4 protein-coding genes are annotated in these 14,631 nt (G+C 51.1%); all 4 read left to right on the top strand.

Annotated elements, in window-relative coordinates; translation table 11 throughout:
- The first annotated feature begins 32 nt into the window (after positions 1 to 32).
- The 4 genes from SY83_RS03090 (at position 33) to SY83_RS03075 (ending at position 14,617) form a co-directional block, all read left to right on the top strand.
- Positions 33 to 7,886 carry a 5'-nucleotidase C-terminal domain-containing protein gene (locus SY83_RS03090; RefSeq protein WP_231891421.1) on the top strand — a complete coding sequence of 2,618 codons (7,854 nt, stop codon included), beginning with the start codon at positions 33 to 35 and terminating at the stop codon, positions 7,884 to 7,886.
- Between the two features lie 160 nt (positions 7,887 to 8,046).
- On the top strand, positions 8,047 to 9,903 hold the full coding sequence (locus tag SY83_RS03085; RefSeq protein WP_068604158.1) for a hypothetical protein: 1,857 nt from the start codon (positions 8,047 to 8,049) through the stop codon (positions 9,901 to 9,903).
- 46 nt (positions 9,904 to 9,949) lie between these two features.
- A complete protein-coding gene (locus tag SY83_RS03080; RefSeq protein ID WP_407944608.1) occupies positions 9,950 to 12,049 on the top strand; it encodes a glycoside hydrolase family 52 protein in 2,100 nt (699 codons plus the stop codon).
- An 870-nt stretch (positions 12,050 to 12,919) separates the two neighbouring features.
- A complete protein-coding gene (locus SY83_RS03075) occupies positions 12,920 to 14,617 on the top strand; it encodes an Ig-like domain-containing protein (RefSeq protein WP_068604154.1) in 1,698 nt (565 codons plus the stop codon).
- Positions 14,618 to 14,631 lie beyond the last annotated feature (14 nt).

Raw genomic sequence — 14,631 nt, 5'->3', positions numbered from 1 at the left:
ATAACCATCCATTTGAGGGGGAGAAGAGATTGGTGAATTGGTTTAATCGGGGCAAAAGAACAATCAGCGCGTTGATGGCGTTGTTGATGATCGTGGGGACATTGTTACCGCAAGGCTTCATGGGTCAGGCAGAGGCTGCTCAGGCAGATCACGTCGTCATTAGTGAAGCCTATGGCGGAGGAGGGAATAGCGGGGCACAGCTTAGTAACGATTTTATAGAGTTATATAACCCTACAAGCAATCCCGTGGATTTGACAGGATGGTCAGTGCAATATACGAGCAAAACGGGGAACTTCACTTCCCCACTAAAAACGAACTTGACAGGTACCATTGCACCGTACAGCTATTTCTTAGTTGAAGAAGCAAAAGGTACAAATACACATGGTGCACCTGGTTTAAATTCGCCTGATGTAGCAGGCGGCACTATTGGTATGAGCGCAACAGAGTTTAAATTGGCGTTGGTAAGTAGTACTTCAAACATTACCGGTCCAACGGACGCAAATGTGGTTGATTTCGTTGGTGCGGGAACGGCAAATGCCTTTGAAACGGCCGCAACGCCTGCTCTTTCCAATACAACCAGTGTCCACCGCAAAACAAACTCCGGTACGGACGCCGTATCCGACACGAGCAACGGAAGCGGTTGGGACACGAATAACAATAGTGCGGATTTCACATTGGGCGCACCTTCGCCTAAGAACTCATCCGTCACAAGCGGAGGCGGAGGCAACCCTACACCAACAATTACAACCACACCTGACGCTTCCAAAATGGTGTTCAACAACACCAACCCTGCGGCAGCTACGGTAACAGGCACAACCTACGCGGTTGCGGCTTCCTCCGAAGTGAAGCTGTACCTGGACATGCCTGGTGCAGGCGTCAACCCGGTACAGACGGTTACCGCGGACACTTACGGCGTCTTTGGATTCGCGCCGATCGATAACGCGGCTGCCGCGAAAACAGCCGTATACGTAACCGCAACGGCACCGGGCCTTGCGGAAAGCGCGCCTGTGCTTGTCCAGGCGACAGGCACCAGCAGTTCGCAATCTCCGGATGTGAACGGCTCCAGAGTGACGTTCTACACTGAAGCCGCGACAGGTCTCGGCATCGTTACAGGGCAAATGAAATCAGCGGTGGCCACAACCGGATCGACAAGTGTAACCATCTCGGTTTACAACGGAAATCCAGCCGCGTCTGGGTCCAAATTAATGTTTAAAGGTACCCCTTCCGACGGAATGACATCCATTGCGACAGGGAACACAGGGAAATTTGAGTTCAAGTTTGATAACAGCGCACTCCAACTCTCTCAAGTTTATGTAACGCAAACGGTAACGGAAGCGGGACTAACCAAGGCGGAAAGCCCGGGTGTCGCGGTAACTCAGTCGATTGAGATTACATCCGTTAACGGCATTAAGGATCTGAGAGCGGTAGATTCCAACGGAATTGCTGTTCTCGACGGCAACGGGTTGAAGTACAAGGTACAAGGTGTTGTCACGGTAAGTAACAATATCATCGGCAACAAATCCATCTACATTCAGGATCAGGAAGCGGGCATTAACGTATACGGCAGTTCCCTCATGGTTGCTCCGGGTGACCGTGTTGAAGTAACAGGCAAGATTACAGATTACAATGGATTGATCGAACTGGATAAGGCTGTTGTCAGCAAAATAAGCACAGAGACAGCACCAACGGCAGTCTCCAAAACAGTAGCGGAATTAACAAACTATGACACAGCCGAATCTCTGGAAGGCAAGTTAGTGAAAACAGAGGCAAAGATTACAACCATTCCTGCAACAGCTGCAGGCGGAGGCTACAACATTATCGTTGCCGACCCGGACGGAAAATCCATGACGATGCGTGTGATGACTACCGTTCCCGGCTTCTCAACCGACAAGCTGACTAAAGATGAAACCTACGAGATCACGGGTATATTGGGACAATTTGTCGCCGGTGATGTTCGTAAAACCGGATATCAAATTTTTCCGCGCTCGCTGGAAGATATGAAGGTGAAAGACTTGCCTGCGGCTGATCAGGTTCCGCTCGTGTATCAGGTGAAGCCAGGCAAGATGGAATCCACCTACAACAAGAAACCTGTCATTTCGGCCAAAGTGGAGAAGACCTCGTATGATCTGAACTGGTCTAGCTTATTGGTTAAGTTGGACGGGACGGATGTCAGTTCTTCTGTAATCAAAGATGAAGCCGCCGGAACCATCAGCTACACGCCGGCAACGGATCTGTCCATCGGCGAGCATAAACTCGAAATCGCGCTTGCGGATACCAATGCAAACTTGAATACTTACAAATCTTACTTCTTCGTACAGGAAAACGTTGCGGATGCGGGACTGAAAACGTTCTTCGGCATCCCTCATGCGCATACTCAGTATTCGGACGGCGCAGGAACGCCGACCGACGCTTTTGCCAAAGCGAAAGCGAACAACCTGGATTATCTGATTGTCACAGATCATTCGAATCAATTTGAAGGCGACACTTATGTTACCAACAAGAATGAATATGAAGAGAAAACGAATTCCGAGTGGGCGCTGACCAAGCAGCAAGCGGATGCGTTTAACGCCGCTAACAGCGACTTCCTTGCCCTTCGCGGGTTTGAGATGACGTACAGCAATGTGGGTCACTCCAATGTATTTAATACCGATAAATATGTTGAACGTAAAACCATGACGGATTTAGCCGATTTCTACGATTGGCTTGGCGAGCAAGAAGGCGCGATCGCGGCGTTCAATCATCCGAACTGGCCGAACGATTCGTTCAACAACCTTTCTTACGATCCTGACATTGATCACATGATGTCGATGATCGAGGTCGGTAACGGGGCGCCGCCTTACAGTTATGCGCGTGCGGAAAGCCACTTTTTTAAAGCATTGGACAACGGTTGGCATGTAGGAGCAAGTAATGCTCAAGATAATCACAGCACCAACTGGGGCGACCCGGACAATCTGACGGCGGTCATCGCCAAGGATCTGTCCCGTGAATCTTTCTATGAAGCGATTCGGAACCGCAGATTCTACTCTACCGAAGCCCGCGATACCGAACTCAAGGTGAAAGCGAACGGTCACTGGATGGGCAGTACCTTGAATGTGAGCAAGGGCGAAGAGATTAACTTCGAGGTGCATGTTAAAGATGCCAACGATCCGATTATTCGCATGGAGCTGATTACGAATGCGGGTATGGTCATTGACAGCAAAGATGTGGCCGAGTTAACGGAAGAAACGTGGACTCCTAAAGTAACCAAGGGTGACGGTGCCAACTGGTATGTCGTGAAGGTATATCATAAAGGCGATAAGTGGACGACAGCCAGTCCGATCTTCACCATTGGCGGAGAGAACGACGTGAAGCTGGTCGGGGTTACGGTCAATCCGGATCCTACCGTGCCGGGGCAAGAAACGACGTTGACGGCGGAGCTCAGCAATATGGGCGTCTACGCCGCGAATAACCTGGAGGTTCAATTCTACCAAGGTTCCGTTTCACCGGCGAACCTGATCGGTTCAGGCACGGTGGACTATCTGGCGCCGAATCGGAAGAAGTCTGTATCGGCCAAGTGGACGCCGGCTAACCATGGACAGGTCCAGATCATTACGAAGTTGACGGAGCAGCCGGACATCACCACGGTGACCCAGATTAACAAAACCGTGACAATCGTGAAATCCAACAACAAGAAAGTGCTGATTGACAAGTTTCATAATAATGCAGACGTTCCCGGCGCGATGTTGAATATTACGGAGCTGCTGAGACGGTACGGCTTTTTGGCCAAAATGAATGAAGCTGTCATCACGCCCGCCACCCTTGCCGGGTACGATTTATTCATCCTGAACACGCCTACCGCGCTGGCCAATGATATGACGGAAGCGGAGAGACAAGCCATCTCGGATTGGGTGAAAGCCGGCGGATCGCTGATGGTTTCGGGTAAATCCAATCATACGTTCGAGGACGGCGCAACAATGTTGAATCCGTTGCTCACGAAGTTGGACTCGAACATTCGGATCAATAACGATAATGTTTATGAGCCTAACAGCTCTGATAGCTTTAGCGGCGGCATGAAATGGTCCGTTTACGCCAAGACGATGCCGACAACGGTGAGCGGACTAAACAACAATATGGAAGCAATCCGTTATTTCAGCGGAGCCTCTCTGGTCAACAAGGATATGCAAGCTTTGGAGAACAACGCGGCAACGGATCTGGAAGTGCTGGTCGCGGGGAATGCCACTTCCTACAACTTTAATGTTCAACCGGGATCTTACACGTACAATAGCGCCATTGGGGGAGAGAACGATCCTGCTCAAACCTCAGGGCCGGATGGAGCCAAGATCCCTTTAATCGCCAAAGAAACCATTGGCAACGGTAAAGTCATTGTTTCCGGAAGGCATTGGTATTCCGATTTTGAAATTGTGAATGATGTAAGTAATACGGCATTCTTGCTGCGGTTGGTCGATTGGGCGACCGAGCATAATCGCATTCAAACGATCGCTGACGTTAGGCAGAACACGCAACCCGGCGAAGTCGTTACAGTTCAAGGGGTTGTGACGGCGCCTACGGGCAAGTTCTTCGACACCGTGTATATTCAGGATGACACAGGCGGGATCGCGCTCTTTGGAGCCAGCGGCAAGGATCTGCCTGTAGGTACGGTAGTGATCGCGACAGGCGGAATCACGGAATTTGAAGGCGAGAAAGAGCTGAGCTTTGAGAACTTCAAGTATCAAATTCTGTATGCCGGTCCGGGCACGAAGAGAGAAGCCAAAGCGGCTACAATTAAGCAGGTGGCCGACGGCGCTTATACAGGTCAATATGTGAAGACGGTCGGTCAGATAAAAGAGATTAATGATGCGGGCAGTTACGTCTTGCTGGAGCACAAAGGGGTTCAGGCGCGTCTGCATACAGACGGTTATCTGCCTTTGAATTTAAAACGCTTCAAGACTGGGGATTGGATTGAAGCTGCCGGAATCGCGTCGGTGGGGGCTTTGGGCAATCGCTTGCGGATTATTTATGGTGAAGATTTGAAGCTGACCACGGACAACTCCCTGGAGCAGCCATGGAAGCTGACGTTGATGCATACGAACGACACGCATGCGCACTTGGCGGATGTGGCCAGACGGGCAACGCTGGTGAAGCAGATTCGCAGCGAGGTTAGCGACAGCCTTTTGCTTGATGCGGGGGATGTGTTCTCGGGCGATCTCTACTTCACGGAATGGATGGGCCTCGCGGATCTGGAGTTCATGAATTACATGGGCTATGATGCGATGACGTTCGGTAACCATGAGTTCGACAAAGGTCCTGCGGCGCTGGCTGAGTTTGTGAGTAAGGCCAAGTTCCCGTTGCTTAGCGCCAATGTTGATTTTGCTCAGGAGCCTTTGACGAGTCCATTGCTGCGTAATCAGATAACCATTGATGCGAATGCGGCCAAAACGACCGCCGTTGCAGGAATTTACCCATCAGTGATCATGAACGTTTACGGGCAAAAGGTGGGACTCATCGGACTAACGACGGAAGATACGGTAGAGACCTCGAGTCCGGGCGATAACATTACGTTTAACGATGCGAATGCTTCGGCTCAAGCGACGGTTGAAGTTCTGCGGAACCAAGGCATTAACAAAATTATCGTGGTGTCCCATCTGGGGTACTCCAGAGACGAAGAGCTGGCTAAAGCGGTGGAAGGCATTGACGTCATTGTCGGAGGCCACACCCATACGCTGTTGGAGAAGCCTACGGTGGTGACCGATGCTCAGCACCAGACACCGACAATTATTGTGCAAGCGAACGAGTGGGGCAAGTTCTTGGGGCGTTTGGATGTTACTTTTGATAAGGACGGAAACGTGCTGCCCGCGGAAACGCAAGGAAATTTGCTGAAGGTGGACGCGGCTGTGCCTGAAGATGCAACGGCTAAGTCCATGCTGAACTTCTATAACGGCAAGCTGGAAGCAGTGAAGAACCAGGAGATCGGCGAGACAACCGTTGTGCTTGATGGCGTGCGGGAGAATGTCAGAGCGAAGGAAACCAATCTGGGTAACTTTATCGCGGACGGCATGCTGGCCAAAGCTAAGGCGTTGAAGCAAGCGGATGTAGCCATTATGAACGGCGGAGGGATTCGGGGCTCCATTGATATAGGCAAAATTACGATGGGTGAGCTTCGGACCGTCATGCCTTTCGGCAACACGCTGTATGTGCTGGATGTTACGGGTCAGCAGCTGAAGGATGGCCTGGAGAACGGCGTCAGCGGCGCGGCCTTGGCTTCCTTGCCGGGTAAGTTCCCGCAAGTGGCGGGCATGAAATTCAAATGGAGTCCGGATCGTACCGCGGGGAACTGGGTGTATGATGTGCAGATCCATAACGGAACCGGATTTGAAGCTTTGGATCTTACAGCTACATATCGGGTGGCTACGAACAGTTTCGTAGGCTTGGGCGGAGACGGTTATAATTCCTTCAAGCCGGTGGTTGGAAGCACATCGTACCGCGAGGATTTAGGGTTTGCGGATTACGAGATTTTCATTGAGCATATGAACAGCTTTAACGGGGTTATTGCCCCGAAGGTAGAGGGTCGGATTATAAGGGAGTTAGGTACCGGCAACAACGGCAACAACGGCAACAACGGCAACAACGGCAACAACGGCAACAACGGCAACAACGGCAACAACGGCAACAACGGCAACAATGGAAACAACGGAAACAATGGAAACAATGGAAACAACGGAAACAACGGAAACAATGGAAACAACGGCAACAAAGATAAAACAGAAAAGATTAAAGAGAATGGTAAAGATGTAATTCTTTTGAGCGTATCCAATATTAATGAAGCCGTAGATGGTGTAATTCAACTAGTTGTGAAGGCCGAAGACTCATCTGTTGACGGTTACCAAGTTAAACTAGAGCCTAATGCAGTGGAGCAAATATTCACCAGTACTAAAGCGGAGGAGATTGTTGTCAGCACGCCTGTTGGCCAGTATATCCTGCCGGTCGAAGAGCTCAAGAAGGCGGTTGGCCAAGGTGAGAATGTAACCGTGAAGTTCAAGCTTACGAGCAACGAACAAGCGGAGCAGCAAGCGATGCTTAAAGGAATTAAAGTACTGGCAGCCGTGGATTTCTCAATTGTGGTTTCCGTCAATAACGGTCCGGAGCGGGAAGTCGCTGCCTTTACACAATACGTTGAAAGAACGGTTGAACTGAAGAAAACACCGGACAATGCGGCAAGCTTAGCCGTTGTACGCGTAGTTACCCAGCCGGACGGTACGGTTACTTACGAGCCTATACCTTTCAAGTGGATCGACGGTAAAGTGCACCTATTCAGCTTTACGAACAGCACATTTGTGGTTATGGAGAACGCAAGAACCTTTGCGGATATAACCAACCATTGGGCTAAAGCGGATATTGAATCCATGGCGGGCAAAATGATTGTGTCCGGGATCAACGCAACGAAGTTCCAGCCTAATCAAAATATTACCCGGGCAGAATTCGCGATGATGATCGCCAAAGCCATGGGTCTTGGAACGACTACGGCTGCAACAGTCAACACGTTTACGGATATTAAGTCCGGTCAATGGTATTCATCTGCGGTTGAAGCCGCGGCGGGACACGGTCTGGTAAAAGGTGATGCGAAGGGGAGCTTTAATCCGAATCACCTGATTACAAGAGAAGAAATGGCCGTTATGCTCTACAACGCCATGTTCTTAGCCAACAACACACCATTAAACAACAGCAATGCAATAAACGCCAAGGATGCCGACAAGATCAGTCCTTGGGCCAAGCAAGCGGTGTCGGCTCTATACGACGCTTCAATTATGCAAGGCGTGAACGGCAACGTAAAGCCAAAGCAAGCATCAACACGCGCGGAAGCGGCGGCTTTATTGAACCGGATGTTGAGTAAGATCGATTTCAGCAAGTAAATCTAGTGTGCTACAAGTAGAAGGCTCATGCCTCAGCGTGGGTCTTCTTTTCTTTTGCGTAAAAAAGCAAGATCAGAACACCAAACCAACAATAATCGAACACCCTGCAGGTAACCGGTTTGCTACAGTAAAGACACTAGAGCTATACGGAGGGATGTTAATGTCAACCGCAGTAACGCAGCAGCAACAACAGCGCAATCAAGTGTATTTGCAAGACAGCGCCGGCAAGGAGACGAACGACCACCGATTCAGAATCGCTGCGCAAGCGTTGAGTCGGCTGGCTTCCGGCTTGGAAGTGGATGAACAGGAGTACAGAGACATGCTGGAAACCGTGGATCAGCGGCTGGACTGCGGGGACTTTACGCTCAACATCGTGCTCAGGACGTTATATCTGTACGGAAACAGTCCCCTGTGGAGTGCGGCTCTGAAAGAAGAAACAAAGCGGGTGCTGCTGGAATTCGAGTACTGGTATGATGCGGAGCGCAATGGGTATTCGGGGGAGCAATATTTTGTCACGGAAAATCATGTGTTGCTCTATCGCGTATGTCAGTTGCTCGCGGGGCAACGGTATCCGGATGAAACGTTTAGCGCCCATGGAACGACGGGCCGGGACTGGATTGCATCGGCGGAGGCTTTGATTCTGGAGTGGATTCAGACCAAGGCGATGGTAGGTTTCTCCGAATGGGACTCCAACACTTATATGGTTGAGAATTATATGTCTTTGCTGAACGTCCATGATTTCGCAACGTCCGAGCCGCTTCGGCACCAGGCCCGCCAGATGCTAGATCTTATGAGCTATGGGATGGCCGTCAACTCCTATAAAGGGGTGTACGGTTGTTCTCATGGAAGAACGTATTCGCATCTGCTGTTGAATCCCGAGACGGAAAGCACACGCGCGCTGCAATACCTGTTGTGGGGAATTGGGGGCTACAAGGATAACTTGCTGGATTTGGGCGGGGTTTGTTTGGCTACAAGCAAGTACGAGTGTCCGGACGTCATCACTCAGATTGCCGAGGATCAGGAGCTGACAGTGGAGAGCAAGGAGCAGCAGAGCTTTAACGTGGAAGATGCGGCTCGATTCGGTAAAGGGACTGTGAGCGAGGAGGATGCGGTCTTTTTCTGGAAAAATATGGCCTACACCCACCAATCCCTCGTGCAACTGAACAAACAGATCGAAGAGAAGTACGGCATCCAAGTGAATCACGAACTGGACCGTGAAATCGATTATTTCGAGGCTTGCGAGGAGAATGAAGTGGAGCCTGAACCATGCCGAGGCTGTACATATTTAAGCAAAGTGAACAAGATTACCTACAAGACGCCGCATTACATGCTCAGTTGCGCGCAGGATTATCGAAAAGGGGAGCGGGGATTTCAGCAGCATATCTGGCAGGCTACGCTGGATGAGGGCGCGGTCGTGTTCGTTAATCATCCGGGGGCTCCCCATAAAGAGACCGGCAGACCGGATTATTGGGCAGGCAATGATGTGTTTCCGCGCGCGGTTCAAGTGGAGAACAGTCTCATGGCCATCCACCACATTCCGGCGGACAGCCGGGTGCCTTATTCCCATGCCTACTTCCCAAGAATGAAATTCGATGAAGTGTTGGAAGAAGGAGGATGGATTTTTGGACGCAAAAACGAAGGCTACGTCGCACTGTACTCTCAAAACGGGTACCGCTGGGCGGAGGATCCGGAGCTTACCGGCACGGAGGTTATCTGCGACGCGTTGCATAACATATGGATCTGCCAGGCGGGCAGCGCGGCCGAGCATGGCTCGTTCCGGCAATTTGCGGAATATCTGGTGCGCAATGGGCCTCAATTCAGCGAACAATCGGTAAAGTACACTGCCCCGTCCGGCAACCGAATGGAGTTCGGGTGGGATGGACCTCTCCTTGTGAATAACGAGGAATGGCCGATTGCGAACTATAAGAGGTTTGATAATGTTTTTTGCCAGACGGAGCGTTTCAGCGGTTTATATGAGATTGCTTGGAAGGGACAGGTCGTCCAGCTTCAGTTCTAACCACATTCAGAAGAAAGGGTGAATCGTTATGCCATCAAGCTCCCATATGTACAACGCTCATCATTCTCCGATCGGGGCATTTGCCAGCTTTACCTTGGGATTTCCCGGGGCCAAGGGCGGAATCAATCAAGAAATGCGCGGTCCCGCAAACCAGAACGTATATATCGGGATCGAACAGGAAGAAGGGTTCTTCCAGTCGCTTCCTTTCTTTACAGGAGCGGAAGATGAACGCAAACGCTTTACGCTGGATGATTCCGCGCCGGATTACAATTCGAAGCAGGCACGGAATATCGCGTTCTCTCCGGACGAGGTACAACGGGACTTTAATCTGTGCACGGATACGTGGATCGCGGGAAATTTAACCTTTACCTTGTACTCCCAAGTTCGTTCTGTTCTGGAACCGGGAGCAGCAGGAACGGTTGAAGAGGACGTGAAATCCGCGATTGTGCCTGCGGTTTGGGCGGAAGTAACGATCGACAATTTCCGGGGAAATAAGACGCGCCGAGCCTTCTTCGGTTATCAGGGTAATGATCCGTACAGCTCCATGCGTAGACTCGACGATACAACAGACGGGAAACTGATCGGCATCGGCCAAGGGCTGCATTCCGCCATCGTAACGGACGATAACCGAGTTTCCTCCGCGCTGGGATTCTCGTTGGACAGCATCCTGACGGAGCCGATCAGCGAGAATTGGGCGCTTGCGCTTGGCGGCGCAGGGCTGCTGATCATGGACACGCCTCCGGGAGAGAAAGCAACCTACCGGTTCTCCGTTTGCTTTCATCGCCAAGGCACGGCCACGGCCGGTTTAGCTACCCGATATTATTACAACCGCTATTTCGAGACGATCGAGCAAGCGGCCTTTTACGCCGTAGAGCATGCGGAACGGATTACCCAAGAGTGTGTGAAGAATAACACGTTGATCCACGCTCCGCATCTTTCCTCTGATCAACAGTGGATGATGGCTCATGCGATTCGAAGCTACTATGGCAGCACACAGCTGCTGGAGAAGGACGGCGAGGCGCTATGGGTGGTGAATGAAGGGGAATACCGCATGATGAACACGTTCGATCTGACGGTGGATCATCTCTTCTACGAGTTGAAGATGAATCCGTGGGTCGTGCGCAATGTGCTGGACCTCTTCGTAGACCGATACAGTTACACGGATACGGTGCAGTTTCCGGGAGACGAGCGCGCGTATCCGGGCGGCATCAGCTTTACGCATGATATGGGCTTCGCCAATACGTTCACGAGGCCTCATTATTCTTCCTATGAGCGTCACGGCATAGACGGGTGTTTCTCCCACATGACCCATGAGCAGCTGGTGAACTGGGTGCTGTGCGCCTCCGCTTATATTGAGCAGGAGCAAGACCATGCCTGGTTAGACAAGCATCAGGCGACCTTCGTCCGCTGTTTGGAGAGTCTGGTGAACCGGGATCATCCTCAGGCGGAAGAACGGAACGGCATCATGTCCCTCGACAGCAGCCGTTGTATGGGCGGGGCTGAAATCACGACGTACGACAGTCTGGATATTTCCCTCGGGCAAGCACGAAATAATATTTACTTAGCCGGCAAAACATGGGCGTCCTACATCGCGCTCGAAACCGTCTTCGCCCGGCTGGGGCTTGAGGCCGAGTCGAAGCTGGCGCGGGAACAGGCGCTCAAAAGCGCGGAAACCATGACCTCCGCGATGACATCGGAAGGGTATATTCCCGCTGTGCTGGAGCATAACAACGAGTCCCGCATTATCCCGGCCATTGAAGGCTTGGTATTCCCGTGGATCATGAACCGCAGAGATACGCTTGAAGAAACGGGCGTCTATGGTTCCTACATCCGGACATTAAAGAAGCATCTGGAGACGATTCTCGTTCCGGGAACTTGTTTGTTCGAGGACGGGGGCTGGAAGCTGTCTTCCACAAGCGATAATTCCTGGCTAAGCAAAATATACCTGAACCAATTCAACGCCCGAGCGATCTTGGGTCTTCCATGGGAAGAACAAGGGGCGGCTGCGGATGCGGCACATGTTGGTTGGCTCGTTCACCCGGAGCTCAGCTATTTCAGCTGGAGCGACCAGATTGTAGCCGGCCGCATCCACGGCAGTAAGTATTATCCGCGCGGTGTTACTTGTATTTTATGGTTGGCAGAGTAGCTGGAGTATGCGAGTGCCTGCATGAATGTTAATCCGGTTAACGATTAACCGGATTAACAGATGCGGGCATTCGTTGTTATTTTATAAACTTTATATTTTGAACCGGAATGCTGGGTTATCCCGAAAGCTCAGTGGTGTGATTGAAGAGCTGGAATGCTGGGTTATCCCGAAAGCTCAGTGGTGTGATTAAAGACTGGAATGCTGGGTTATCCCGAAAGCTCAGTGATGTGATCGAAGACTGGAATGCTGGGTTATCCCGAAAGCTCAGTGGTGTGATTAAAGACTGGAATGCTGGGTTATCCCGAAAGCTCAGTGGTGTGATTGAATAAGGCAATGAGGTGATTTTTGTTTTTGGGAAAAATGAGGGTGAATGTGTCTAGAGAAGGCAATATGAAATTGAAAAATGTTTGTCCGTGAGTCAGGCAATCTGTTCATGTAAGCACATCGGTTTGCGTGAAATGTGTTGTTTATAAGTAACAGCAGGTTTGAGCATAAGGATATTATTTTTACCTGATTCTTGGGGATAACCCAGCATTGGAATGAATATAATGTTCACCTGATTCTTCGGGATAACCCAGCATTGGCGCTGAAATGCAATTAATACTTGGCAGTTGAGCGAGCAACATGATACACGGTCGCCCATCCTCGTGGTAAATGTAGATAGGTATGCGAAGGAGTCAGACCCAAGTTAAGCTCATCCTCGCAAATGTTGGAAATCGACTATGGACCTTAATAATCAGCTATGTCGGTGAAAGCGAGCGTCCTTTATACTAACAATGAATTTGGTAAACGCTTTCTTGCTAAGAGAGGAGGAACAGGATCGGCAATAAAGATGAAGGTCATTTTTAACTATTTGAGGAGGAATTAAAGTTGAACAAGAGGATTCGCGGTTGGATCGTGTGGTTGCTGGTTGCCGTTATGCTTACAGGTTTGGCGCCATGGACAAGTCAAGGGGCATGGGCGGCAAGCGAGCCCGTAATCCATACGCTTACGGACGAGTTTACAGATTGGAGCAAGACGCAGTTTCATACCCCGGGGATGGCGTTTGAGCCGGGCAAAGAAACGGAACTGGGCAACGCCGGCCTGATCAAGATTGGGTCGGCGGCGGCGGGCGCTCATCTCATTTATGCGCTCCCGGGACCGGTACAATCTTTCGATTTAAATACGTACCGGCTGAAAAGCGCCGCGGCATCCGTACTTAAATTTTACACGTCCGCGGACGGTGTCGCGTACCAGGAAGTTGCGGCTGCGGAGACGATCGTGAAGGATGCAACGTGGCAACAAGTGGCTTACCGTACGAGTGCGGTACCTGCCGATTCGGTTTTCTTAAAGATCGTCTACTCGAGCAAACCGAACGGATACAATCCTTATCTTGGCGCCATCCAGATCCAATATGCCGCTCCGGCGGATCCGGGTTTGCCGCCGGTAACGCAGGATGATCAAGTGGAGTATTTACCGAACACGCCGGTGGCCGGTAAGGTGAAAGCAAGCGATCCGGAAGGCGGCCCACTGCAATACAGCTTAAAGACGCCTCCGGTTCAAGGGACGGTAACTTTATCCGTCTATGGGGAGTGGACCTATACACCGAACCAGGGCGCGAAACAGAATGACAGCTTTCAGGTGGAGGTCAAGGATGAGCAAGCGAACCGGGCCACGGCAACGATTGAGCTGCTTTCCGCCGCGGCAGGCTTAACTCCGCTCGGGGATATCAGCGTTTCTACCCAAGTGAATCAGCCGCTTGGCAGTCAGCTGCGTTTCGCGGACGATCAGGGACGTCCGTACAGCTATGCGGTTCTGAACCAGCCGTCGCATGGTTCGCTGACCCTGAATGTGTACGGACAGTACACGTACTCGCCCGCGGCGGGTTATCTCGGCCGCGATACGTTCACAGTAACAGCGACGGATGCCGAAGGCGCGAAAGTTCAAGCAACGGTATCCGTTACGGTCGACCAAGCTATATTCGACGAGCTTGAGGACTTTTCGAAGCTGTACAGATATACACCCGGCCTTGTATTTGGCGACAAGACGAAGCCGAACGAGTATGATTACGACCTCACGCGCGTGGCGATGGGCAGTGCGCCGGCAGGGGCTTCCATGGTGTATAAGACGACTATTGACATGAGTGAATTTATCATCAATACCCACGCCCAGAGGAGCAAAGCGGCATCGGAGCTGAAATTCTTTGTTTCCCCCGATGATGTGACGTATACAGAAATTACGCCGAGAAAGACCGATGTCGGGAAGATCGGTTGGGCACACTTTGCGCTGTACGCATATGAAGGCGAGAATTTGCCGGCAGGCACGCGCTTTCTGAAAATTGTGTTCACAACAAAACCGAGTACCGTTCAGGCGGATCCGCAAATTGCGAAAGTGTTCATCAACGACACCAAGAGCATTACGTATGACCCGGCTTATAACGGTGTAACACCGCAGGAAGCTATTGCGATCTTGCGCGAGAAGCATCCGAACAAGCAACATCCGAGACTGATGGTAACCCCGGAAGAAATGGCTTTGAAACGCGAATTGTATGGGGAGGACGATTTTTTAACAAGAATACGGATTCTGTAGTCGCTAACGCCAAC

It is taken from the genome of Paenibacillus swuensis, assembly GCF_001644605.1.
GTDB lineage: Bacteria > Bacillota > Bacilli > Paenibacillales > DY6 > Paenibacillus_N > Paenibacillus_N swuensis.
This window is presented reverse-complemented; position numbering and strand designations above follow the sequence as displayed.